A 23,208-nucleotide genomic window follows, 5' to 3' on the forward strand; every position below is an offset into this window, starting at 1 on the left:
CGAATGTGATGGACGGCACAAGATGACGACGACGGCGGGAGGCCGCCATCGTCGTCGCACGTCGCCGTGGCGCGCCTAGTCTTCCCGTTCGAGGAACTCCCGCACCCTGGCCCGGACCGGTTCGCGATCGTAGCTGTTCACGAGTGCGCCGGCCATGCGGACGGGATCACCGAAGAAGAAGTATTCATACAGAGCCTGGCGACCGGCGAACGAGGAAATGCTCGCATCGAAGGCGAGCTTGAAAAGGCGGACGCGCTCCGGGCCGGTCAGGGTCTTCGCCTGCAGGTACATTTCTATGTCCGGCAGCGCCTCGCTGGCCACGTCCGCTTCGCCCGGCAGCGCCATAAGGCCGGACGCCGAGAACTTGCGGATGATTGCCGGGAATCGCTGGGCAACCTTGGGGTACCAGTTCCGGGCGGCATTCAAGGTAGGCCAATGCGGCAGGAACACGCCATCCGGACTTGGAGCGGCCTGAGCCTCGGCGGCCACCATAAGGGCTTTTTCAATTTCAACAGTTTCGATCAGCTCCGCGAGGTCTTCCTGGATGTGCTGGAAACCGTCGATCCCGATGGAAGCGGCAATCTCCGACGCGAGGCCAAGGAAGAACTCGCTCTTGGCGATGGTCCGCGTGACCACTTGGTGGGTCATGAGGGCGCCGGCACCCGTCTCGGAATAGAAGGCGTTGCAGAGTTCGGGATGACCAAGCATGAAGATGCGCTCGTTGGGGACGAACACATGGTCGAAGACCACCACGGCGTCCATCTCCTCGAAACGGCTGGCAAGGGGCTCGTCGTGGGTGCTTCCGCCGTGATGAAGCGAAGTTCGGCACAGGTAGCGCATGCCCGGTGCGTCATTCGGGAGGGCGAACGCATAAGAGTAGGGAGCATCTTCGGGCGTCGCCCGGAGAAGCGTCGAGGGAAACACCAGGAGTTCATCGGCAATCGGCGCGATCGTGGCCAGCATGCGCGCGCCATGCACCACGATTCCATCCTCCCGCTCCTCTACCACCCTGGCCGAGAGCTGGCCACCGAGCTGTTCGGAACCGGACACCGAGCGGTTGACCTGCGGCGGAATGAGCGTGTGCGTGGCAAGCAGATCGTTCTCGCGGCAATGCTCGTAGTACTTCCGCATGTTCTCACCAAACATCGGATCGGCCTGGGCGAACCACTTTTCCGCAGCCGCGAGCGCCGTGAGGGCTCCGTTCATGTAGTCACCGGTCCGGCCCAGGAATCCATGGGAATACTCGGCCCACGTGCGGATGGCCGCATGCCGGTGCCCAAGGTCCTCTTTGCTCCGCGGCACCAGGAACGAAGTGCTGACGCGATCCCCCGTCGTCGGAGATACGTAGGTGAGGGCGTCCGCATACTTCGGGTCATGCTGCATGTCGAAGAGCTTTGCGTACGTGCGGGCCACGTTCCTGAAGGACGGGTGGTCGGCGATCTTCTCGGTGACCATTTCGCCGTCGATCAGGACGTGGGGGTTCATCGAGTTGAGCTTGTCCAGGTACTGCTGTCCGGTCCGGATTCCCATGGTTGTCTCCAATGATGGTTGAGCTGAAACGGCATTGCGTGTGCGGATGCGGCATTTCCCCGGCGCCGCGGCAATTACAGAAGGTCCTCCATTCCCAATTGGCTTTCCGGGATGGTGGTGAAGGAGCTATTGGCGAAAGCGAGCGCATCGCCGCTGCGGTAGTTGAAGTCGACCACCTCGCCCACATAGAGGGTGTGGTCACCGCCGTCGTAAGCGGCCCATGGTGTGCATTCGAAGTAGGCGAGGACATTGGATAGCCGGGGCGCCGTGCCGCCCTCGACCCAACGGGGCTCAGGACCGGGACGGCCCGCGAAGTGCAGGGCGAGTTCCTGTTGCTCAGCACCCAGGATGTTGACGCTGAACGGCCGGCCGGCGAGCTCGTCGTGGGCTTTGGTGGTGCGGGCGATGCTGACAAGGACCAACGGTGGCTCCATGGACACCGAGGTGAAGGAATTCACGGTGATGCCGTATCGCTTGGTGGCGCCGTCGAACGTTACGATGGCCACGCCTGTGGCAAATCGGCCCAGGCTGCCGCGGAAGTGATGTGCCCGCGGCCGCGAAGTGCGGCTCAGGGGGCCCGGCTCCGCATTCTGGCTGGACTTGGCAATCATCATTGATTCCTGGCTGGAGATTGTTCTATATGTGAACTTGTTCTATATTTGAACAACAAATTCTCATACAGAACCATAGTCTGTTGCGGACCGGGGCACAAGACGGCAGGTCCGCCGCGTTAGACCCCAACATAGGATGGAGCCCATGATGTCGCCCAGTGCCACGAAAAAACCGCAGGAAACGACGGCGGCCGCCTCACCGTCGCAGACTCTGTCCCGCGGAATCCAGGCCCTGGAAATCCTGGCTGCCGCCGAGCGTCCCTTGACTATTGCGGAACTCGCCAGCGCCTTGGGCGTTCACCGCTCGGTGGCGTACCGGATCCTGCGCACGCTGGAGGACCACTCCCTTTTAGTGCGCGATGATGCCGGCCGCGTCCAGCCCGGCCCCGGCTTGGCAGTGCTGGCGCGGGGCGTCTCCCGCGATCTCCAGACGGCAGCCCTCCCCGAACTGACCCAGCTTGCCAACACCCTGAACATGACGGCATTCGTGGCGGTCTGGGACCATCAGGATTGCGTCACGCTGGTCACCGTGGAGCCGCGCCACTCGGCCGCGACCCTGGCGCAACACCCCGGAACCCGCCACCCGGTGAACACCGGAGCGCCGGGAATCGCCATCCAGTCCACCATGAGCGAGGACGAATGGGCCACCCGCGCCCCGGGCCTGCCCTATCGGCCCGAGGCAGCCGAAGCGCGCCGGCTCGGCTACGCGGCAAGCCACGACGAGGTCATCGCAGGTTTGTCATCCCTGGCCGCTCCCATCAAGGTGCCCGGCGGGCGGCCCGCGGCGATCGCCGTCGTCTACATCCGCCGCGAACAGGACCAATCCGCCGTCGGGGAAGCCCTGGCCGCGAGCGCAACTCGGATAGAGTCCCAACTGGCGTAAGGCAACGGCGTCCGGCCGGGGCCGAGCGGAACCCATTCCGCTCACGTCAAGTGCCCTTCCCTCGCAGACAAGACTTCCACCTCCCTTCCACCCAATACTCAAAGCAGTGCCGGCGCTCGCCGGCGCCGCTTCTGAGAACTGGAAGGAACCACATGAGCGTGAATCTTCTCGATACTGCCAACTGGCTGCCCTTGGATGGCCTCGCCCCTGGCTTCGACGCCAACAAGGCACCCCACTCACCGGACCTGGCCGGGCGGACCATCACCCTCAACGCCTCCAACGGATCCGTGATCACGCATACATTCACCGAGGACCGCGTCATCTGGGGTTATGACGCGGCCGACGGCGATCCGCACGGCGACGAGCGCGGGGACGATTCCTACGAGGCATTCCTGGTTGACGAGGACCTTTACTTCGTGCAGTTCCACACCCAAGTGCGTCCGCTCGACGCCGTCAGCCTGGTGCTGGACCTGAAGTCGGGCCGGTCACTGACGGTTGTCACGGTCATCGACGACGAGGATTCGCAGGGCACCCGCGTCAAACAGCTGTTCGACGCCGGCACCATCGTCGAGGTTCCGACGAGTGGCACAGCGCCTGCCCCGAGCCGTGGCCTTATTGGCCGGCGTGTCATGTGGGTCTATAGCCCTGAGCACGCCTACGAGCACATCTACCTGAGCCCCGAGTGGTACACCTGGCAGTGCCTCGCGGGCCCCGAAAAGGGCCTGGCCGACACCGATGAGAACACCGTCTACGAAATCCGTCCCGGCATCTTCGTCTTTGCTTGGCGTGAGAAGGTCATTCCCTGCGCTTCGGTAACCATCGCCGACCACCGAAACGTGCGCAGCATCCGCTCCCATGGCGCACTGTTCGGACTCGACGAGTCGGGCGAGGTGCCCACGCATTTCACGTTCGGGGCATTCGGCCGCTTGATTTCCACCACTGTGCATCCCAAGGAGTTCGACCCGGCAGGCTGATGGACATGCCTTTCGGCGCCGCCCCTCAAGAGGGGCCGCGCCGAAAGGCCGCGGGGGGGTTTGGGGCCGCGGGCGTGTATTCAGTCCTCCAGAATGTACTTCGCGGCCTTTTCCCCGATCATGATGGACGGCGCGTTGGTGTTGCCGGTGGTGATGCGCGGCATGATCGAGGCATCCGCTATGCGCAAGCCCGCCAGTCCGTGCACGCGAAGGCGCGGGTCCACCACGGCGAGGGCGTCGACGCCCATTTTGCAGCTGCCGACCTGGTGGTGATAGGTCACTGCGCGGCGGCGCACATAGTCGCGCAGTCCTTCGTCGTCGACGACGGCGGGACCCGGGTACAGTTCCTGGGCGCCCCAGGCCTCGACGAGGGCAGGGGCTGCGCCGATCGCGCGGCACTGGCGGACGGAGGCGACGAGCGAACGCACGTCTTCCTCCTCGTTCAGGGCCGCAAGGTCGATCAACAATGGATCGCGCGGATCGCTCCCGGACAACCGGATGCTTCCGCGGCTCGACGGGCTGACGATACCGGCCATGAGGGTGAACGCGTTGCTGTCCGGCCCCGTCATGTCGTCCTGGTACATCGGAACGCTGAAATGGATAGGTTGCGTATCCGGCACGTCAAGGTCCGGACGGCTCTTCCAGAACAGGTGGCTTTGGGTGATCGAAACGCCCGGACGCGGCCCATCAATCTCCCGTGTTGTCGTGAAAATGACGGGGGCGAGCAAGTGATCGTGCAAGTTCTTTCCGACGCCCGGGAGATCGTGAACGGGCGCGATGCCAAGATCCGTGAGCTCTTCGGCTGGCCCGATCCCGCTCCGCAGCAGGATTCGCGGTGAGTCGATCGCCCCGGCGCACAGGATGACTTCATCCGCGTACGCCCTCAGCAGCTCCCCGCGCCGCTCATATTCGACCCCGCTCACACGCCCGTCCTCAAGCAGTAGCCGGTGGACGTGGCAGCCGGTTTCAAGGTCCACGTTTGGCGCAGCCAGCACGGGCTTGAGATACGCGATGTAGGTGTTCAGTCTCTTGCCATCACGGATGGTGAGCTGCTGTTGCGACACGCCATCAAGCTGGCCGCTGTTGTAGTTCGGGTTGCGCTCAAGGCCGATCTCGACGGCGGCATCGACCACGGCGCCCTGGATCGGATCCAGCGGATAGTCGTCGCTCACGTCGAGCATGCCGGCTTCGCCGGGGAATGCCTCGATCTGCTGGTAGACCGGCAGTACATCCGCCCAAGACCAACCGTCGTTGCCTTCGGCCGCCCAATGGTCGAAGTCAGCTGGAGCGCACCGGACCCAGATCATGGCGTTCAGTGAGTGGGATCCGCCCAGGACCTTGCCTCGCGGTAAGTGCAGACGGCGGCCGGACGCATGCTCCTGCGGAACTGTGTAGTAGTCCCAATCGTCGGCGCTATGCCACAGCTCACCCATCCGACTGGGATCGTGGATTGCCGGATTACTATCCTCGCCTCCGGCTTCAAGCACGCGAACGTGCACTCCCGCATCGACGAGACGGCGGGCGACGACGCATCCCGCCGATCCTGCTCCAACAACAATGGCGGATTTCGGTGCGGTCATGGGCGCGTTCCCTTCAGTCTGCTTCGAAAGTGACATGTCCGGCCTTGGACTAGGCCTCGCCCAGGTGGACGGCTGTATCGTCTTCCTCGCCGTGGCCGATGGCGCGGTAGATATCGGGGCGGGTCCTGCGGAGGCGCAGGCCCCACAGGATTCCGGCAATACCGGGCACCATGATCAGGGCCGGCAGCACGAAGGAGGCCGCGCTGGATTCGGTCTGGCCCAGCAACACGTTGAAATTCACCAGAATCAGGACGAACACCACACCCAGGAACACAAAACCAAGAGCAGGGGCGATCACACGGGCCCACAGACTGACTTGGTGGCCCTTGCGCCGGAAGAATCCGATGACGGCAAGGGACACCACTGTCATCAACAGGACCAGGCCCATGGCACCGGTGTTGGTGAGCCAGGTGAACATGGTGAGCACGGGATACAGATCGCCCAGCTCCGAGCCGGAACCACCGACAGCGAAGCCTATTGTGACAACCACCGCTATAGCTGTCTGCGCGATCGATCCGGCGAACGGTGCACCGCTTCCCTTGCGCACGGCGGCCAGGAAAGGCGGAATGACCCGTTCCCGTCCGAGGGAGAAGAAATAGCGGGCCACGGCATTGTGGAAACTCACGAGGGACGCAAAGAGGCTGGTGACGAAGAGCAACTGTGCCAGGTCGCTGATCAGGACGCCGCCATGGGCACCCAGGAAGTGGAAGATCAGGTCCGGGCCTTCCTTGGCGGACGTTTCGACGACGGCGGACGGACCGGCGCCCACGGTCATCGCCAAAGAAGACACCGCATAGAAGACGGCAATGATGGCCACAGCCGTGTAGGTTGCCCGGGCGACGGTGCGCCGGGGATCCTTGGATTCTTCACCGTAGATTGCCGCCGATTCGAAGCCCATGAAAGCCGCGATTCCGAAGGCAAAGACGGCTCCGATACCGGGGACAAAGAGACTGGCCGGGCTGAGTGCCTCCATGCTGCCGCCCTCAGGGGCAACCACAAACGAGATCACGTCGTACACAATCACCACGAGGAATTCGAGGCCAACCAACAAGCCCAAGACCTTGGCGGAAAGATCCACTCGGTTCACGCCCAGGGCGGCCACGATGCCAATACACACGAGAACCGGCACCCACCACGGGATGCTGACGCCAAAGCGGGTGCTGACCAGGGAAGACACTGTAAAGCCGAAGATGCCGTAGATACCTACCTGCATCACGTTGTAGGACATCAACGCCACGAGGGAAGCACCCACGCCAACAGGCCTGGAGATGCCCTGGGCAATGTAGGCGTAAAAGGCGCCGGCGTTGGTCACGTACCGGCTCATGGCGGCGTATCCAACCGCGAACAGGGCAAGGATCGCCCCCAGCAGCAAGTACGACAGCGGCACTCCGGTCACCCCGGTGACCGCGAACGTCGTCGTCACCCCGCCGGCGAGCACCGTCAGCGGCGCCGAAGCAGCAATGATCATGAAGGTGACGGCGGGAACTCCCAGGCGCCGCTTCGCATCCGTGGAACTGGCTGCCCGGTCTTTTGCGGGGGCGTCAACGCTCATCCTGCACTCCTGTCTTCAGCTGCCATGGCCAACTGGCCGCAGGCTGTCATGAGCAATCCTGCACCCGGGACGCCGCGCGTGACTTGTCTCACAAAGCAAGGCCCTTGTCGAACCATGCACGCGCCATGCTTCGAATCACAGGAGTGTAGAATTGCGGCCAAGCTCACACCCGGCAGGCCAACGGCCTGCGGCGAGGGGCACTCAAGAAGGAGTTTGATGACCGCCGTGGCCGATGCCGGCTCTGCCACCGTTCACACCGTCGTGTCCGACAGTTTCCAGGACTGGAGCCGTGCCATCTCGGAATCGTTCGTGCCGTTGATGGTTCGGTCCAACGACGCTCCCACCTTTCATGGGAGCATGCGTTCCCGCGTCCTTGGCGACATCTCGGTGGTTGAAGTCAAAGCCGGGCGGCACACTGCTGTGAGGACTCCGGCGCTGATCGCGAAGTCCACAGGGCGCTATTTCAAGCTCAGCATCCAGCTCGCCGGCACCGGCCGGCTCGTCCAGGATGATCGGGAAGCCGTGCTGAGTCCCGGCGACCTCGCCATTTACGACACGTCCAGGCCGTACGAACTCTCCTTTGACGGAGAGTTCCGAACGCTCGTACTGATGTTTCCGCACGGGCTGCTGGACCTCCCTGCGGAGGCCATGGGGCAGGTTACCGCACTGAGAATCCCCGGCGACGAAGGCCTCGGAGAGATCATCAGCCCCTTCCTGGTGCGCCTGGCAGACAATCTGGAAGCATTGTCCGGAGCAAACGGTCTGCGCCTGGCCCATAACGCCCTGGACCTGGTGACCACTTTGTTCAACGGCGAGCTTGACCAGTTGATCGACTCCGGCCGCGACCCTCACTTGTTGTTGCTTGGCAGGATCCACGACTACATCGAAAGCAATCTTGGCGATCCGGACTTGGGGCCGGGCTCGATCGCGGCGGCGCACTACATTTCGACCCGGCACTTGCACGACCTCTTCCAGGAGATCGGCACCACGGTGGCCGCTTCCATCAGGCAACGCAGGCTTGAACGCTGCCGCCGCGACCTACGTGATCCTGTCCTGGCCAAACGACCAGTCACAGCTATCGCCGCCCGCTGGGGTTTCACGGATGCAGCGCACTTCAGCCGCATCTTCCGGGCGGCCTTCGGCAATTCGCCCACCGGTTACCGCAATCAGCCCTGAAGACGCTCCGGAGGTACGCGAATGGCAGCCTTCGCCCATGGTCAAGTGCCATGCCCCCGTACACAAGACCTGCAGTTGCGCCCTGCGACATAGTCAAGGCAAGGAGATGGGCACACGAACGCCCACGACTTTGCACCTGACGAGGGAGTTCTGGCATGGTATCGAAGCTGTTCATTGATGATGATTCGGCCGCGGCGAGTGGCGCTTCATGCCACGCCGACGGCGCAACGCAAGTCACCGCCGTCGGGCATCCACTGGACCCGCTGACCGCACACGAGATCTCCGCCGCGCGCCGGATCCTGGCCGACGCCGGAAAGCTGGTGGAGACCAGCCGCTTCCCCCAGGTCCTACCGGTTGAGCCCGACAAAGCAGCCATGCTGGGCTACAAACCGGGCGACGCCTTTGATCGGCAGGTGATCCTGACGGTACTGGACACTGCAACGGGGGACGCGGCCGAGGGCGTTGTCTCCGTGACGGACTCGAAGCTGCTTTCGTGGACGCCCCTCAACAACCGCGAAAGCCCATACGGCCAGCCGCAGTACCTGTTCGAGGAGTACGACCTCGCCGCAGAAATCGTCAAGGCCGATCCCCAGTGGCAGGCCGCCATGGCCCGCCGCGGTTTGAGCGACCTGGAGAACGCGTTTGCCGCTCCCCTCGCCCCGGGATCCTTCGGCCGCGAGGACGAAGTAGGCCGCCGCGTGATCCGCTCCCTGACGTTCATGCGCAATTTCGCCGGTGACAGCCCCTGGGCGCACCCGGTAGAAGGCTTGATTGTGCACATCGACCTCACCGAACGCCGTGTCATCCGGGTGGACGACGACGGCGACGTGCCTGTACCCGCGGCGGAAGGCAATTACACGCCGGAATTTACCGGACCGGCCCGGACCACGCTCAAGCCGATCGAAATCACGCAGCCGGAAGGCCCCAGCTTCCTGGTGGATGGCACCCACGTGACGTGGGAGAACTGGAAACTGCGAGTGGGATTCAACGCCAAGGAAGGGCTGGTGCTGAACAACATCACCTTCCGCGACGGCGAGGAAGACCGCTCAGTGCTCTACCGGGCGTCGGTGCCGGAAATGGTGGTGCCCTACGGTGACACCTCCAACACGCGCTTCTGGATCAGCTACTTCGACGCCGGAGAGTATCTTCTGGGCAAGAACGCCAATTCACTCAAGCTCGGTTGCGACTGCTTGGGAGTAATCCACTATTTTGACGGTTTCGTAGCGGATGACCACGGTCACCCCGTCAAGATCCCCCAGGCCATCTGCATGCACGAGGAGGATTACGGGATCCTCTGGAAGCACACCGAACCCGGCGAGGAATCCGTAGTCCGCCGATCCCGGCGCCTGGTGATCTCCTACTTCGCCACCATCGGCAACTACGACTACGGCTTCTTCTGGTATTTCTACTTGGATGGCACCATCCAGGTGGAGGCCAAGGCAACCGGCATCGTCTTCGCCGGAGCCACCATCCCGGGCGTACCCAACCGTCACGCCCCGGAAGTAGCCCCGGGAATCATCGCTCCGGTTCACCAGCACTTGTTTTGCGCGCGTCTGGACGTTGCCGTGGACGGCAATGCCAACACTGTGCAGGAAGCCGAAATGGTCGGCATCCCGATGGGACCCGAAAACCCCTACGGCAATGCCTTCACCTACCGGAAAACGGACCTCGTGAAGGAGTCCGAGGCGGCCAGGATGGCGGACAGTAGCGTCGGACGTTCCTGGTACATCACCAACCCGAACCGCCTCAACCACGTTGGCCAGCCAACGTCGTACCACCTCATCCCCCAGCCGGGGCCGTCGCTCATGGCGCAACCGGGTTCCTCTGTGGCCTCACGGGCGGCGTTCGCCACTAAACACTTGTGGGTGACCGCGTTCGATCCCGCGGAACGCTTCCCCGCCGGCGACTACCCCAACCAGCACGCCGGCGACGGCCTGGCCAAGTGGACGCAGGCCGACCGCAACCTGGAGAACACCGACGTCGTGCTCTGGCACGTCTTCGGCCCAACGCACGTGCCGCGCACCGAAGACTGGCCGATCATGCCGGTGGACTACTCGGGCTTCATGCTCAAGCCCAACGGCTTCCTGGACCGCAACCCCGCGCTGGATTTGCCCGACGGCTCGGCGAAGCACCGTCCCGCGTCGGCGGACAAGACGGAGGACGCCGGCGGAGGCTGCTGCCACTAAGGCGGCTATTCCCGCGAAGCGTTGGCCTCGATGCGGCCCAGAATTTCAATGAACACCGCTTGATCCGCCTTGTCCAGCCCTTCGATCAGCGAGCGCTCGGTGGCCAGGTGATCGGGCAGAACGCGCTCCACCAAGGCCTTGCCCTCTGTCGTCAAGGTCACCACGGTGCCGCGTTTGTCATCCGGGTCCTTGGATCGCCTCACCAGGCCGCGTTCGGCCAGCTTGTTCAGCCGCTGGGCAATAGCACTCGAAGTCACCATGGCCGAATCCGCGAGGGCGGCCGGGGAGAGTGCGTGCGGGGCTCCGGACCGCAGCAGGGTTGCCAGCACGTCGAAGGAACCGGAATCAAGGCCATGCCGGGCAAAATTCCGCGCGAGCTGAACTTCCGCGGCATTCATCGCACGCGTCATCCGCCCGATGACCGCCATCGGTGAAACATCAAGGTCCGGCCGCTCGCGCCGCCACTGTTCCAGGATCCGTTCGACCGCATCGTTCATGACCCCACACTAGCATTTTGCTAAGCTCTTAGTTATTATCGCTAAGTGCTTAGCAATCGAATTCTTGTCATCGCATCAACTGCCGTCGCGCCCGTCACGTGGGGATCGACCTACTTCGTCACCAGCCAGTTTTTGCCACCGGACACACCCCTGCTTGATGCGGTGGCACGGGCCCTTCCTGCCGGGCTGGTCCTGCTGGCGATCACCCGCCAGCTCCCGCATGGGGCATGGTGGTGGAAATCGGCGGTGCTGGGGCTCCTCAACATCGGAGCCTTCTTCGCGTTGCTCTTCCTCGCCGCGTACCGCCTGCCGGGCGGCGTAGCGGCAACCGTCGGAGCCGTGCAGCCGCTCATCGTAGCCGTCCTGGCCAGCCGGTTCCTCGGCGAACGCCTCGGCCGCCGCCAGATCCTAGCGGGCACAGCGGGCGTGGCCGGCGTCGGAATCCTGGTCCTCCAGTCCCAAGCCCGCCTTGATGCCATCGGTGTACTTGCCGCGTTGGGAGGTGCTGCGTCAATGGCGGCAGGAGTTGCGTTAAGCAAGAGATGGGGCCGGCCTGCATCGCCCCTCGCGCTGACAGCCTGGCAGCTCGTCAGTGGCGGGATTCTCCTTCTGCCTGTCCTTCTGCTGGTCGAGGGCCTTCCCGCACACCTGCCATCAGCCACCAATCTGGCGGGATTCACGTACCTCGCGCTCGTCGGGACCGCCCTGGCCTACTCACTCTGGTTCCGGGGGATCTCGTTACTACCGGTGGGGGCGACCTCTTTCCTGGGCCTGCTCAGCCCACTGGTGGCGGTGCTGCTCGGATGGGCCTTCCTCGGACAGTCCCTCTCCTGGGGACAGATCCTCGGGGCGGCCATTGTTTTGGCAGCCCTGGTCTCGGTCTTTGTCCCACAGCGCGAAGAGCCGGGACCGAAGGTGAACTGGTCCCCGAAAGTTGGACTCGTTATTGTGCGAGGTCTACTTTAGCGGCCAGCGATCGGCTCTTCGAAGAAGTCCCCGTCCCATTTGGGACGGGGACTTCTGTCGTTGCTAACAGTTCTATGGCCGCTAAAGTGAGTGTTCGTTTGAGGTTCGTCCAATCGGAAGTACGGTCGGAGATTGGTCTATGGCGTTAGTCCTATCCCCAGATTCTGAGACCATAGCGCTATGAGCATCAGCGGCGCACACGCATCTGCGTTCTTCGACGAAGTAGTCCGAGAAGGGCGGGTGTGGACGATTAGGGATTCTGACGGCATCCCAGCCCCAATGGGAAGCAACGGAGTACGTTCAATGCCCTTTTGGTCCTTAGCCTCTCGGGCAGAAAAAATCATCTCGACAGTCGAGGCATACGAAGGCTTTGAAAAGGTAGCCATCCCTCTTAGTGAGTGGCGAACAAAGTGGATACAGGGTCTTGACAACGACGGGCTGAACTTGGGACTCAATTGGTCGGGGAACCGCGCAACAGGCTACGACGTAGAACCCGCCGCTGCGCTGTCATCCCTTATTGCCCGGGAGTCAAGTGACTAGATCAGGCGGCGCTGACCGACATCGTTAAGAAGTGGAGCCAGGTGTCCTGCCCAGGGTTGGCTAAGAGGGACCTATGCCGCAAGCGTTTGAGCACGGTACTGTACCGGACTCAAACCCTTGAGCCTGGTGGAAATTCGTTCGGTGTTGTACCAGCGGATGTACTCGTGCAGCGCTGATGCAAGTGCGTCGGTGTTGAGGAACCGGACACGGTGGAAGAGCTCTTCCTTCAGGTGTCCGAAGAAGTTCTCCATGACGGCGTTGTCGTAGCAGTTGGCTTTGCGTGACATCGATTGGACCGCGCCGGCGTTCGCCAAGAGTGTGCGCCAGGAGTTGTGCTGATACTGGAATCCCTGGTCGGAGTGCACGAGTGGTTTCTGCCCGTTCTCCAGCGTGGCCAAGGCGCCGCGCAGCGAGGCGTTGGCCAGCTCTAAATTGGGCGAGGTGCCAATCGCGTAGGAGATGATCTGCCGGTCGAAAAGATCCATGATCGGTGAGAGGTAGAGCTTCCGGTCACCGACGCTGAACTCGGTCACATCGGTAACCCACTTCTGGTCCGGGGCGTCCGCTTCGAACTGGCGTTTCAGCAGGTTCGGGGCCACGATGCCCTGCTCGCCCTGATAGGAGTTGTACCGCTTCCTGCTTCGGACCTTGCAGACCAGCCGCAGGGAACGCATCAGCTTCAGGACGGTCTTCTTGGCGACCGTCCACCCTTGCTTGAGCAGTTCGATATGGATCCGGCGGTGGCCATACCGGCCGTGGTTCTTCTTGAAAATCTCCGTAATAGCGGCCTTCAGGGACGCCCGTGGATCAGGTCCTTGGAGACGGGCCTGGTGGTAGAAGAAGGTTGACCGGGCTAACCCGGCTACGTCCAGGAGAACTTCCAACCGGTGCTCAGCCTTGAGAGCGATGACAGCGCGGACCTTTAGCGCTGTTCCTCGTCCCTCAAGGCGTTTACTTTTCCCAGGAAGGCCACTTCTGCGCGCAGTCGTTCGTTCTCACGGCGCAGCCGCTCTACCTCAGACTCAGGTTTCCTTGCTGTCCCGGGATTCGTCTTCGGACGGCCTTTCGGCTTGGGGCGCAGCCCATCCTCGCCTTCGGTCCGGTACTGACGCGCCCACTTCTCGAGCAACAGCGGAGAGGACAGCCCAAGCTCTTTCGCCAGGGCGACTTTGGGCTCACCCGAGCGGTATCGCTGCACAGCATCAAGTTTGAACTCAAACGAGAACACCGGTCGTGTTGGCTTCGCCACCAGGGTCGTACCTCCGCGTGTCCGCCATCGTCCATACAAACGCTTGATGGCACCTCTACCTACTCCGAGTCGGGTCGCTACCGCCCAAGCACCCCAACCCGTTTCAAACAACGCTACCGCGGCCTCGCGCTGCTCCTCGGACAACGAACTTCTTCCATCCATAAAACTGCTCCCCGAAAGTCAGAACTGATTTCTCAGTCCAACTTTCGGGGAGCAGTTCAAGGCCCCGGCTCTTCCTGAGCACCCCCGGCCGGCAGCCTCCACAAGGTAGAGGACAGCCTCAGGCAGCTGCCGTGGGCGCCGTTCCCTCATCGGCTACGGCAGCCATTTCATCCAGCATCGCCTGCATGAGCCGCTGCTCCAGCTCGCGGTGTTCCGGAATTCCAGCGAGGTTGTTCAGTTCGTCCGGATCGGAACGATGGTCGTAGAGCTCGGTCATCCCGTTGCCGAAGTAACAGGTCAGCCTGCCATCCGCGGTGATCACAGTGCGCATGCGGACCGGCCCTGGCAACCCGTCCAAGCCGAAGGGCTGTTCCTCCTCCACCAAGAGCCGCTCCCGATGCGTGTCCGTCCGGCCTTCCAGCAACGGCGACAGGGACCTGCCTTGGATTCCCCGGTAGGACGGTGCTCCGGCGAGTTCCAGCAACGTCGGGGCAAGGTCTGTGCTGGACACCAGCGCGCCACTTTGGCGGCCAATGCCACCAGGAACATGGATCAACAGCGGAACGTTCGTCACGGCCCGGTAATGGACGAAATGCTTGAGCATCAACCCGTGGTCGCCGAAGAGGTCACCGTGATCGGCAGTGAAAACGATGATGGTGTCATCGGCCAAGCCCTGGCGTTCCAATTCATCCAGGATCCGCCCGATGTGTTCGTCCATCAGGGTGATCAGACCGTACTGGGCGGCAGCGGCGTGCCGGTATTGCTCCTCGGTGGCTGCCCACGTCATGGTGGGATCGATGTTGGGTTCGCCGCGGTGTTCGATCATACGGCGAACATGCTCGGGCGACTTCGAGTGATCCTGGGTGAACCCGACGGGGAGTTCAATTCCGTCCGGGTCGTAGAGGTCGGCGTATCCGCGCGGCGGCGAGAAGGGGTGGTGGGGATCCGGGAAAGAGACGAACATGAAGAACGGCTGGTCTTGGCCTGCGGCATCTTTGAGCTGCTCGATCGCCTTTTCGCTGACGTAGCTGCTGGGGTGCACTTCGGCCGGGATCGCCGTCTGGTACACCTGCTCCCATCCTTCGTAGGCGCTGGACGAGTTCTCCGGCCCGCCCACCGCCGCCGGATCAATGCCGCGTTCCCGGGCCCAGTGGACATAGTGCCCGCCGGGCCGGTCGCCGTGACCGATGACGAGGTCCACGTGGTTGTAGCCGTAGTAGTCCGTAGGCAGCTCGATGAACCGTTCGTCATGGGCGTCGCGGTTTTCCCATTGGTCCCAGCCCGGCGCAAAGCCGGGCTCCCGGGCATCTGTTGCCCGCGGCTCCACCAGCAACGGGGCTACCGCGGCGATCTCCGCTTGCTGGTGGGGTTCGAACTCCCAGCCCATGTTCTGGTGGTGGAGCTTCCCGACGCCGATGGTCCGATATCCCTCGCCGCGCAGCACCCGCGGCAGTGTTCGCGCCACCGGATCCAGCGTGATGCCGTTACAGCGGGTTCCATGGACCGAGGGCCACCGCCCCGTCATGAGGCTGGCCCGGTTGGGCATGCACGTGGGGTTGGCCACCGTGGCCTCAGTGAACACGGTACTCTTGGCCGCGAGCGCATCCAGGTTCGGCGTCCTGACGGTGTTGTTGCCGCCGAAGCCGAGATGGTCTGCCCGCAACTGGTCTGCGATAAAGAACAAGATGTTGGGCCGGCCGGTGGTTCCCCCATTGCCCCCTGTCACGCCGGCCTCTTGATGAGCGAGAGAACATCGGTGCGCTGCCGGGCAAACCCGGGCAGCGAGCGCGTAGTGATCTGGTCACGCCGCGCCGGAAGGTCGACGTCGACGATCCGCAGGACGCGGGCCGGCTTGGATCCCAGCACCACAACACGATCGGCGAGATAGACGGCCTCATCGATGTCATGGGTGACCACCAGGATGGTCATGTTGAAATCGCGCCGGATCTTGAGGCAGAGATCTTCCAAATCGAAGCGGGTCTGCGCATCAACGGAAGCAAACGGCTCGTCCATGATCAGGATTTCCGGGCGGTATGCGAGGGCCCGGGCGATCGCCACGCGCTGTTGCATGCCTCCCGAGAGCTGCCACGGGTATTGGTGTTCGGCATGCGCGAGTCCGACGGCGGCCAGGGCGCCGTCGCAGCGTTCCTTCAGTTCGGCGGCGCTCAGGTGAAGGTGGCGCAGGGGCAGCATGAGGTTCTTGCGCACCGTGAGCCAAGGCATGAGCGAGCGGTTGTAGTCCTGGAAAACGAGCGCCATTTCGGGCGGAGGTCCGATGATGGTGCGGCCGTCGATGGCGGCCCGCCCGCTGCTGGAGGGGTGCAAGCCTGCAAGGCATTTGAGCAGGGTGGTCTTGCCCACGCCGGAGGGGCCGACGATACAGACAACCTCGCCGGCGTCCACCGTGAATGTCAGGTCCTCGATGACAGTCCGGGCTTTGTCCCCCGTCCCGTAGGTCTTGGCGAGGTGGGAAACGTCGAGGCGGGGCGGCGCCGTCGTGGATTCCGTGACCCCTGCGGGGGCGATCTTTTCGGTCATGGCATTCTTTCCGGGCTGGGCCGCGGTCACGGCGCTGGAAGTTCGGGAAGTCCCCAGGGTGGTTTTCATGATGATCGGGCCAATCGACGGGATCCGATGTACCAGGCGAGCACCCGGCGGCGGATGAGGCTAAAGACAAGGTTCGCGGCGAAGCCGATGACCCCCAGCAGTAGGATCCCGGCCCACATGTCCGAAATCATGAAGCTCTGCTGGGCCAGCAGGGTCATCGCCCCGATGCCCTGCGAGGGGCCGAGCATTTCGCTGGCGATCATCACCACGAAAGCAACCTGGAGGCTGACTTGAAGGCCGGAGAAGATCTGCGGACCCGCCGAGGGCAAATAGACCTGGGTGACTTTCTCCGCCGTCGTGAAGCGGTACACGCGGGCTACATCCTTCAGCCCGGAGTCGACGCTGCGGATGCCGTCCACGGTTGCAATCAGGGTGGGAAAAAGTGCCGCCAGCGCAATGCTGAAGACCCGCATCTCAGTTCCGAAGCCCATGAGCGAGATGAGGATCGGCACGAGGGCAACGGGCGGGATGCTGCGCAGGAAATGGATCAGCGGTTCGAGGACGTTCCGGGCCACGGGCACCAAGGCGATGACAAAACCGAGCGCGACACCTGCCACCGAGGCCACCACGTAGCCCAGCAGCAGATTGCCCAGGCTCACCAGGACATCCGATTGGAAATGGGCGAAAAGCCACAGCTGCTGGAAGCTCTGCAGGATGTCCCTGAGCGGGGGAAAGAACGTGTCCGTGGATTGCAGCGACGTTGCCCACCACAACACCAGGAGCAGCACCGGGGTACCCGCTCCCAAAAGCCAGAGCAGAAGTTTACGGTTCATCAGTGTGCCACCTCTCGGAAGGATTCGTGCCAGTGGAGCATGCGGCGTTCCACCGCGCTGGTAGCGCCCTGGAACAGCATTCCGAGCACGCCGAGAACGATCACCAGGGCATACAGGGTCGGATAGTCGCCCCCGGCCTGGGCTTGGTAGATGCTCTGGCCGAGCCCGGGGCCGCCGCCCAACAGGCCGGCTACCACGGTGATGATCAAGGCTCCGGGCGCCGCCACCCTGATGGCCGTGCCGATGAACGGCATGGCACTGGGCAGCACCACCCGCAGCAGGATCTCAGGCTGCTTGAGTCCGTAGGAACGAGCCGTATCGCGGGCCACCGGGTCGGCGTCATGAACCCCGTCCACGGTCTGCATGATGATCGGCAGGAGGCAGCCCAGGAACACCAGGAACCAGGACATCTGTCCGGTGGGCCCCAGGACCAGGACCACCAACGGAAGAATGACGATCGGCGGAATGGGTTTGAGGAACTCCAGGACCGCCACCGTGGCGTAGCGGAACGGCTCAAAACTTCCCACCAGGATGCCCAGCGCAATGCCAGCGACGGCGGAGGTCACCAGTCCGAGCAGGGCGATCCCCACCGTCGTCGCCAGGGAAGTCCAAAAGGCCTCCGTAGCGACGACGGTGGCGAGGTTTCCCGCGACCGAGGTGATGGTGGGCAGCGGCCCGCCGGCCATAGGCCCGGTGGCGATCAGCTGCCACGCAACCACCGCCACGACAAAGCCTGCAGCGCTGGTAAGCAGCGTCTTCGGCTGGATTCTCATGATTGCATCTCCAGGAGATTGTGGTCCGCGCCGTTCAATTGCCCATGATGAGGTCGGGAGCGAGTTGCACGCTCTGCTTCAGGAAGCCCAGATCCACCAGTTCCTTGTCGACGCGCTCGATGTCCTCAACGCGCACGGTCACCGGCCAGTAGTTCGCAGCTCCGGCCTGGACGACGTCAAGGCTGGTCTTGGTGATTTTGGCACTCAGCGCCTGGGCTTCGGGGAGGTTGGCGTTGGCATAGGCATTTGCTTTGTAGATGGCCTTCTTGAAGCCCTCCAAAGCCGGCTTCTTGGAGGCCACGGTGCCTTTGCCGGCCAGCCAGAGGCCAACTGCGCCCTTCCCGAAGAATTCGATTCCCGGCGAGGCAAGGAGCTTTTCGCCGTCGTTGACGGCTTGCGAGCTGAAGGGCGATATAAGCGATGCCGCTTGGATCCGTCCTGCCTTGAGCGCCTGCATGGCCGAGGACGGGTCGAGGACCATCCAGTTGACCTTGGCGGGATCGCCGCCGTCGTCCTTGATGACCTTGCTGACGGTGACTTCCAGTTGGGCTTTGCGGGCAGGAACGGAAACGGACTTGCCTTCAAGGTCCTTGGGGCGGGTTATGCCGGAACTCTTCCCCGCAACCAGTGCGGTGTCGTCCACCTTGGAGAGGTCTTTCGTGCCGAGGGCGTCGTCTGCGTACCCGTCGGCGGCGGCGACGATCGTCACCGGGACGTTCTGGCTGAGGGCGTTGAGCATGGGGATCGACGGCGAATACGTCAGGTCCAACTGTCCGCTCTGGGCTGCGGCCACACCCGCCGGCGGGTTGGCCACGACCGAGACCTGGACGTCCAGCCCCTGTTCCTTGAAGTAGCCCTTGTCGATCGCCAATTGCAGCGCTGCGTCCGAGCCGATGCCGATGGTACCGACCTTGAGGGTGGTAAGTCCTGCCGGGTTACCCGTGGAGGAGGGGCTGGGGCCCGATCCGCAGGCAGCGAGCGTGAGTGCCACAGTGGCCGCCAGGACGATGGGAATGCTTCGTCGCATTGTGTGTCTCCTTGCTAGTACGGCAAGTTGCCGAAGTTGGGTGCCATCTTTTTTTGTCGGGAATTCGTTGGGGCGAAGTCTTGGTGCATCAGCCATCGGTGGCGTCGTGGACAACCCGGCCGCCGCTGACAGTCATGAGGACATCGTTTTCGGCCAATGCCTCGATATTGCAGTCGTCGGGCCAGCCTTCGGCCAGCAGGCAGATGTCTGCCGCCATTCCGGCCCGGAGGGACCCCTTAAAGTGCTCGGCCTGGTCCTGCCAGGCCGCCTGGCTGGTCATGGCTGCGAGCGCTTGGGTGCCGGAGATCCGTTCAGGATCGTCCTTGCGTCCGGGACGGGTCCGCGTTGAACGCTCGACGGCGGCAATCACCGTGCGGCGCCAGTCGGTGGATGCAACGGGTGAGTCCGATGCCAGGTTGAAATGCACCCCTGCCATGGATGCGGAACGCAACGGTTGATGGCGGTCAAAGCGTTCCTCGCCCAGTATGGAGCGCATCGCGTCCCCGGCCATCGAACGGATGAGGGGGTTGGTACTGTATCCGATGTTCAGGGTCGCCATGGTGTCCAAGGTCCGGTGCGAGCTGAAGGAACCGTGGATGATGTAGTGCCGCCTGGCAACGGTGTCAGTGCGGGCAATCAGAGCCTCCACGGCGGCCTCGGTGGCGGCGTCGCCTGTGGCGTGGATACCTGCCTGCAAGCCGGCGGTATCGATCAGTTCCAGGATGTCGCCGAGTTCGGCTACCCGCTCGGCGTCGCTGCGGCCGCGGACCACCAGGCTGCCGTGTTTGCAGGCATCTCCGTAGGGCTCGGACATCCAGGCCGTTCCGCTGCGGGGGATTCCGTCCGCAAAGACTTTGACGCCGGCGACGCGCAGGAGTTGTTCGTCGATTCCGCGGTCCGTGTAGTGGGTGGCAAGCCCTGAGGCCAGTCCGTCCGCTACCGCGTCGGCGCTGACTCCCCCGGTTCCAGCGAACAAGAGGAGGACATTCATGCGCAGGCTCAACTCCCCCGCGACGGCGAGATCGCCCAGCAGCTTGAGTGCCGCCGTCGAACCCGTTCCGTCCAGCAGCCCGGCGCTGGCCGGCCCCAGTCCCGGTTCCGTGAGCGAGGTTATGCCTTGCTGGTGCAGGAGGGACTGCATTGACAGGGCCGAGCGTCGCAGGGTCTGGACGGGGACGGGCGGCAGGGCTCGAGAGATGAGTTCCATGGCGCCGTCCTTGAAGAGGCCGCGGGGGCTCCCATCGGTGAGCCGGGCGACAACTCCCCCTGGCATATCGGACGTTCCTGCCGTGATGCCTGCGGCTGCCATCGCGGCTCGGTTGGCCAGGAGTTGGTGTCCGGTCTTGTCGAAGGCAACAACCGGTACGTCCGGCCGGGCATCCAGCAATTCACCATGCTCAGGGCCAATCAGGACCTCATCCCAGCCGTGGGCACGGATCCAGCCGTCCGCTCCAGGTTCTGCCGAGTCGATCATGGACCTCACAGCTGCCCACGATTCCGCGGAGCCTACGCCGAGATAGCCGAATCCGACCATGGACGAGGCGATGAAGTGCAGATGGGCATCGTTGATTCCGGGGATGACGGCTCCGCCGGCGGCGTCAACAACTCGAGTGTCCGGGCCGACCTGGGCCAACACGTCGCTGTCACTGCCTACCGCCGTGATCTTGCCGGCACGGACCGCAATCGCGGTGGAATCCGGGATGGAGCCGCCAGCCACAACCGGCAGCACTTGGCAGTTGACCATGACCAGCTCCGCGAATTGCTCCATCGCCGCCTCCGACCTTTCACGCACTCGTAAGTGTGATTTCGATTACTCGTTGCAGCTAAGTATGTCGGTTGACTAGGTCATTTGACTAGGTTTATGTCGAACTTTCTTGTTTAGTTGCTTTCAGGGCCATCGGCGCCGCGCTTCCGAGGAAGCGAGGGAGCCGGACATAAGATGGTCAACGACGTATCTGGGAGGACACCATGGCCAGAGTTCCGGTCGAAGAGCGCCGGTTGCAGTTTGTGCGTGCGGCCGCGAAGGTCATCGCGAGCGATGGACTGGCCGCCGCCACCACGCGGCGCATCGCGGCTGAAGCCGACGCGCCCTTGGCTGCGCTGCACTATTCCTTCCGGAACAAGGATGAGCTGCTCCAAGAGGTGTACAACTTCCTGAGCCGCGACTACGCGCAGGCGCTGCCTCCAGTAGGCGAACCGGAGCTGGGCCTGGAACACGTGATCCAAGCCCACGCCCGGCGTATCTGGACCCGCATGGTGCAGAATCCGCACGAGCAGATAACCACGTTCGAGCTGCTGCTGCGCCGTTTCCGCGTGGGTCCGGATGATGAGCCGCAAGCGCTTTTGATGAACAGGAGCATGTACGAGGGGTGGATCAGTTCAACTCTGGATCTCTTTCGTGGTGCGGCTGAAGCAACCGGCGGGCCTGTTCCCGTGAACCTCGAACAGGTCACGCGCCTGTTCATTTCCGGCATCGACGGCATCAGCATGCAGCACCTGGCGGATCCGGACGAAGAACGGTCCCTAGGGCTCGTCGACTTGCTGGCACGTTCGCTGACAGGCGCGCTGGATTACAACTGACGGCTTGGTTTTGTCCGCGCCGGAAGCCGACGCCTTACTGTCGAGTGGCTGGCTTGCGCCGGAGGACCAGTCCCGCAACGATGCCGAGCACCAGAAGCGCGCCCGAAGCGGCCGTGGACACCACAAAAGCGGCGCCAGGCCCCTGGGTCTGTGCCAACTGGCCGGCAAGGTAGGCGCCCAAGGCCGTACCGGCAACGATCCCGCTCGCCAAGGCGGTCATGACCGTTGCCATGCGGCCGGCCGGAGCCACGACTCCCCCGATGCTGAAGACCGTCACCATGACAGGTCCCACTGGAATTCCCAACACCAACAGAACGATGACCATCGGCCAGATCCCGTCCGGAAGGAACAACAAAAGGGAGAACGCCGTCATCGCCGCGGCGGCGACCACCCAGCGGATTGCCAGCCCGAAGCGCTGCGGCCAGTAGGCAACAGACAGGGCCGCGACAGCGGAGCTCAGGCCCATGACCGAATACATCAGCCCCGCGATTTCCGCTGTGGCGAATTGGGCGGAAAAGGCGCTCAACGCGTTCTGCGTGGCACCGAAAAATGTCCCCATGCAAACCATGGCCAACACCGGAACTGCTACCTTCAACCAGGCAAGGGAACGGACACGTGATCCCTGTCCTTCAGGAACGCTCCCGACGGCGGCCGGTGCCTTGCGCCGTGCCGGCACCACGGCCAATTGCGAAGGATGCACGGCAAAAGCGGGAACGAGTGTGGCAGTGAGGACCGCTGCCAATGCCAGCGGCAGCCAAGGAGCTACGAGGCTGGCCAAAATGCCAACCAGAGCCGGCCCCAAAACGAAAGTGACTTCGTCCGCGGTTCCTTCATAGGACAAGGCAGTATCCAGGTCTGCACGGCTCGCCGCTACGCTGCGGGAAGCGGCGGGATTTCCGCCGGCTCCGGGGCCCAGGTTCCGGGCCGGCAGGTTCCTCGTGGTCAGGGCCATCCAGCGGACCCGGGCCATGGGACCTACCTGCGGGCAACTCGCTCCGGCGAGGAAGGCTGTCACCAGAATGGCGATCGCGTCCGTGGGCGCATTGAAATCCGGCGTCAAGTAGGCGGCCACAAGCAATGCGATGACTGTGACGGCGTTGACGGCCGCAGCTACGAGCAGGACCGGGCGCTGGCCTGCCCGGTCAGCGAGCAAGCCAAGCACCGGCGCGCCCACGGCTGACCCGATGCCGACAGCGCCGGCGGCCAGGCCGCCGATCGCGTAAGAATGGCTGACAGCCGTGACAAGGGTCAGGGTGCCAACGGTCAACATGGCGAGAGGCAGCCTCGCGAAGAGTCCCAACGGCAGGAAGTTTCGGCCAGCCAGTTCGGGTAGCCGCGCGAAGCGACCCGGTAGGCGCGAACGGCGCTGCGAGGCGGAAGGGGAGGCCGAAACCGTGGCCGACGGGTTTGATCTCAGGCCGCGGGTTTCGATGCTGCTTTCCTCATGCTGAGGGGCAGGCTGTGACAGGGCGGGCTCTGAAGAGGCAGGCTCGAGCGCGGTGTTCACCGCAGAGTTTTGTGGAAAGGAGTTCATGATTCCGG

The 23,208-nt window shown here is 63.4% G+C and carries 21 protein-coding genes; 7 read left to right on the plus strand and 14 right to left on the minus strand.

What is annotated here, in order from left to right; translation table 11 throughout:
* Positions 1-75 precede the first annotated feature (75 nt).
* Both hpaB and ACX5I4_RS13635 read right to left on the minus strand, forming a co-directional pair.
* A complete protein-coding gene (hpaB, locus tag ACX5I4_RS13630; RefSeq protein ID WP_461837122.1) occupies positions 76-1,530 on the minus strand; it encodes a 4-hydroxyphenylacetate 3-monooxygenase, oxygenase component in 1,455 nt (484 codons plus the stop codon).
* Between the two features lie 74 nt (positions 1,531-1,604).
* Complete coding sequence (locus ACX5I4_RS13635) at positions 1,605-2,141, minus strand: flavin reductase family protein (protein WP_461838728.1); 537 nt, start codon at positions 2,139-2,141, stop codon at positions 1,605-1,607.
* A gap of 148 nt (positions 2,142-2,289) precedes the next feature.
* Here ACX5I4_RS13635 and ACX5I4_RS13640 point away from each other — a divergent pair, with 148 nt between their 5' ends.
* Both ACX5I4_RS13640 and ACX5I4_RS13645 read left to right on the plus strand, forming a co-directional pair.
* Positions 2,290-3,024 (plus strand): IclR family transcriptional regulator, encoded by a 735-nt coding sequence (locus ACX5I4_RS13640; RefSeq protein ID WP_461838729.1) that lies wholly within the window; start codon positions 2,290-2,292, stop codon positions 3,022-3,024.
* Positions 3,025-3,176: 152 nt separating this feature from the next.
* Positions 3,177-3,998 carry a molybdenum cofactor biosynthesis F family protein gene (locus tag ACX5I4_RS13645; RefSeq protein WP_461837123.1) on the plus strand — a complete coding sequence of 274 codons (822 nt, stop codon included), beginning with the start codon at positions 3,177-3,179 and terminating at the stop codon, positions 3,996-3,998.
* A gap of 80 nt (positions 3,999-4,078) precedes the next feature.
* Here the strand turns inward: ACX5I4_RS13645 and ACX5I4_RS13650 are convergent, their stop codons facing one another.
* Positions 4,079-5,578: a GMC family oxidoreductase gene (locus ACX5I4_RS13650; RefSeq protein ID WP_461837124.1), complete on the minus strand. Its 1,500-nt coding sequence runs from the start codon at positions 5,576-5,578 to the stop codon at positions 4,079-4,081.
* Positions 5,579-5,627: 49 nt separating this feature from the next.
* The gene (locus ACX5I4_RS13655) at positions 5,628-7,130 is read right to left on the minus strand and encodes an APC family permease (RefSeq protein WP_461837125.1); all 1,503 of its coding nucleotides are present in this window, start codon (positions 7,128-7,130) and stop codon (positions 5,628-5,630) included.
* A gap of 216 nt (positions 7,131-7,346) precedes the next feature.
* On the opposite strand from ACX5I4_RS13655, the gene ACX5I4_RS13660 reads away from it, so the two are divergent.
* Positions 7,347-8,306: an AraC-like ligand-binding domain-containing protein gene (locus tag ACX5I4_RS13660; RefSeq protein ID WP_461837126.1), complete on the plus strand. Its 960-nt coding sequence runs from the start codon at positions 7,347-7,349 to the stop codon at positions 8,304-8,306.
* 155 nt (positions 8,307-8,461) lie between these two features.
* On the plus strand, positions 8,462-10,492 hold the full coding sequence (locus ACX5I4_RS13665) for a primary-amine oxidase (protein ID WP_461837127.1): 2,031 nt from the start codon (positions 8,462-8,464) through the stop codon (positions 10,490-10,492).
* A gap of 5 nt (positions 10,493-10,497) precedes the next feature.
* On the opposite strand, the gene ACX5I4_RS13670 is transcribed toward ACX5I4_RS13665, so the two are convergent.
* Entirely contained in the window at positions 10,498-10,989 is a 492-nt protein-coding gene (locus tag ACX5I4_RS13670) for a MarR family winged helix-turn-helix transcriptional regulator (protein WP_461837128.1), read from the minus strand.
* Between the two features lie 45 nt (positions 10,990-11,034).
* On the opposite strand from ACX5I4_RS13670, the gene ACX5I4_RS13675 reads away from it, so the two are divergent.
* Positions 11,035-11,955 carry an EamA family transporter gene (locus ACX5I4_RS13675; RefSeq protein ID WP_461837129.1) on the plus strand — a complete coding sequence of 307 codons (921 nt, stop codon included), beginning with the start codon at positions 11,035-11,037 and terminating at the stop codon, positions 11,953-11,955.
* Positions 11,956-12,135: 180 nt separating this feature from the next.
* Positions 12,136-12,495 carry a DUF2750 domain-containing protein gene (locus ACX5I4_RS13680; RefSeq protein ID WP_461835805.1) on the plus strand — a complete coding sequence of 120 codons (360 nt, stop codon included), beginning with the start codon at positions 12,136-12,138 and terminating at the stop codon, positions 12,493-12,495.
* 71 nt (positions 12,496-12,566) lie between these two features.
* Here ACX5I4_RS13680 and ACX5I4_RS13685 read toward each other — a convergent pair whose 3' ends face one another.
* The 8 genes from ACX5I4_RS13685 to ACX5I4_RS13720 form a co-directional block, all read right to left on the minus strand.
* Positions 12,567-13,379: an IS3 family transposase gene (locus ACX5I4_RS13685; protein ID WP_461835804.1), complete on the minus strand. Its 813-nt coding sequence runs from the start codon at positions 13,377-13,379 to the stop codon at positions 12,567-12,569.
* 38 nt (positions 13,380-13,417) lie between these two features.
* The gene (locus tag ACX5I4_RS13690) at positions 13,418-13,906 is read right to left on the minus strand and encodes a helix-turn-helix domain-containing protein (protein ID WP_461835803.1); all 489 of its coding nucleotides are present in this window, start codon (positions 13,904-13,906) and stop codon (positions 13,418-13,420) included.
* Between the two features lie 118 nt (positions 13,907-14,024).
* Entirely contained in the window at positions 14,025-15,632 is a 1,608-nt protein-coding gene (locus tag ACX5I4_RS13695; RefSeq protein ID WP_461837130.1) for a sulfatase family protein, read from the minus strand.
* Complete coding sequence (locus tag ACX5I4_RS13700) at positions 15,629-16,444, minus strand: ABC transporter ATP-binding protein (RefSeq protein WP_461838730.1); 816 nt, start codon at positions 16,442-16,444, stop codon at positions 15,629-15,631. The genes ACX5I4_RS13695 and ACX5I4_RS13700 overlap by 4 nt, the downstream gene beginning before the upstream one ends.
* Before the next feature lie 65 nt (positions 16,445-16,509).
* Positions 16,510-17,286 (minus strand): ABC transporter permease, encoded by a 777-nt coding sequence (locus ACX5I4_RS13705; protein ID WP_461837131.1) that lies wholly within the window; start codon positions 17,284-17,286, stop codon positions 16,510-16,512.
* Positions 17,286-18,059 carry an ABC transporter permease gene (locus tag ACX5I4_RS13710; protein WP_461837132.1) on the minus strand — a complete coding sequence of 258 codons (774 nt, stop codon included), beginning with the start codon at positions 18,057-18,059 and terminating at the stop codon, positions 17,286-17,288. The genes ACX5I4_RS13705 and ACX5I4_RS13710 overlap by 1 nt, the downstream gene beginning before the upstream one ends.
* 34 nt (positions 18,060-18,093) lie before the next feature.
* Positions 18,094-19,086 (minus strand): ABC transporter substrate-binding protein, encoded by a 993-nt coding sequence (locus tag ACX5I4_RS13715; RefSeq protein WP_461837133.1) that lies wholly within the window; start codon positions 19,084-19,086, stop codon positions 18,094-18,096.
* A gap of 88 nt (positions 19,087-19,174) precedes the next feature.
* A complete protein-coding gene (locus ACX5I4_RS13720; RefSeq protein WP_461837134.1) occupies positions 19,175-20,854 on the minus strand; it encodes an amidohydrolase in 1,680 nt (559 codons plus the stop codon).
* 200 nt (positions 20,855-21,054) lie between these two features.
* Here ACX5I4_RS13720 and ACX5I4_RS13725 point away from each other — a divergent pair, with 200 nt between their 5' ends.
* Complete coding sequence (locus ACX5I4_RS13725; RefSeq protein WP_461837135.1) at positions 21,055-21,666, plus strand: TetR family transcriptional regulator; 612 nt, start codon at positions 21,055-21,057, stop codon at positions 21,664-21,666.
* Positions 21,667-21,700: 34 nt separating this feature from the next.
* Here ACX5I4_RS13725 and ACX5I4_RS13730 read toward each other — a convergent pair whose 3' ends face one another.
* Positions 21,701-23,200: an MFS transporter gene (locus tag ACX5I4_RS13730; protein WP_461837136.1), complete on the minus strand. Its 1,500-nt coding sequence runs from the start codon at positions 23,198-23,200 to the stop codon at positions 21,701-21,703.
* Positions 23,201-23,208: the final 8 nt, after the last annotated feature.

The organism is Arthrobacter sp. MMS24-S77, from assembly GCF_054888235.1.

What these genes read in the sequence shown, in the direction of transcription:
- ACX5I4_RS13640 (WP_461838729.1), top strand. Translation starts at nt 2,290, where the DNA reads ATGTCGCCCAGTGCCACGAAAAAACCGCAGGAAACGACGGCGGCCGCC.
- ACX5I4_RS13650 (WP_461837124.1), bottom strand. Translation starts at nt 5,578, where the DNA reads ATGACCGCACCGAAATCCGCCATTGTTGTTGGAGCAGGATCGGCGGGA.
- ACX5I4_RS13660 (WP_461837126.1), top strand. Translation starts at nt 7,347, where the DNA reads ATGACCGCCGTGGCCGATGCCGGCTCTGCCACCGTTCACACCGTCGTG.
- ACX5I4_RS13690 (WP_461835803.1), bottom strand. Translation starts at nt 13,906, where the DNA reads ATGGATGGAAGAAGTTCGTTGTCCGAGGAGCAGCGCGAGGCCGCGGTA.
- ACX5I4_RS13665 (WP_461837127.1), top strand. Translation starts at nt 8,462, where the DNA reads ATGGTATCGAAGCTGTTCATTGATGATGATTCGGCCGCGGCGAGTGGC.
- ACX5I4_RS13700 (WP_461838730.1), bottom strand. Translation starts at nt 16,444, where the DNA reads ATGACCGAAAAGATCGCCCCCGCAGGGGTCACGGAATCCACGACGGCG.
- ACX5I4_RS13720 (WP_461837134.1), bottom strand. Translation starts at nt 20,854, where the DNA reads ATGGAGCAATTCGCGGAGCTGGTCATGGTCAACTGCCAAGTGCTGCCG.
- ACX5I4_RS13645 (WP_461837123.1), top strand. Translation starts at nt 3,177, where the DNA reads ATGAGCGTGAATCTTCTCGATACTGCCAACTGGCTGCCCTTGGATGGC.
- ACX5I4_RS13670 (WP_461837128.1), bottom strand. Translation starts at nt 10,989, where the DNA reads ATGAACGATGCGGTCGAACGGATCCTGGAACAGTGGCGGCGCGAGCGG.
- ACX5I4_RS13635 (WP_461838728.1), bottom strand. Translation starts at nt 2,141, where the DNA reads ATGATTGCCAAGTCCAGCCAGAATGCGGAGCCGGGCCCCCTGAGCCGC.
- ACX5I4_RS13680 (WP_461835805.1), top strand. Translation starts at nt 12,136, where the DNA reads ATGAGCATCAGCGGCGCACACGCATCTGCGTTCTTCGACGAAGTAGTC.
- ACX5I4_RS13730 (WP_461837136.1), bottom strand. Translation starts at nt 23,200, where the DNA reads ATGAACTCCTTTCCACAAAACTCTGCGGTGAACACCGCGCTCGAGCCT.
- hpaB (WP_461837122.1), bottom strand. Translation starts at nt 1,530, where the DNA reads ATGGGAATCCGGACCGGACAGCAGTACCTGGACAAGCTCAACTCGATG.
- ACX5I4_RS13715 (WP_461837133.1), bottom strand. Translation starts at nt 19,086, where the DNA reads ATGCGACGAAGCATTCCCATCGTCCTGGCGGCCACTGTGGCACTCACG.
- ACX5I4_RS13710 (WP_461837132.1), bottom strand. Translation starts at nt 18,059, where the DNA reads ATGAGAATCCAGCCGAAGACGCTGCTTACCAGCGCTGCAGGCTTTGTC.
- ACX5I4_RS13655 (WP_461837125.1), bottom strand. Translation starts at nt 7,130, where the DNA reads ATGAGCGTTGACGCCCCCGCAAAAGACCGGGCAGCCAGTTCCACGGAT.
- ACX5I4_RS13705 (WP_461837131.1), bottom strand. Translation starts at nt 17,286, where the DNA reads ATGAACCGTAAACTTCTGCTCTGGCTTTTGGGAGCGGGTACCCCGGTG.
- ACX5I4_RS13725 (WP_461837135.1), top strand. Translation starts at nt 21,055, where the DNA reads ATGGCCAGAGTTCCGGTCGAAGAGCGCCGGTTGCAGTTTGTGCGTGCG.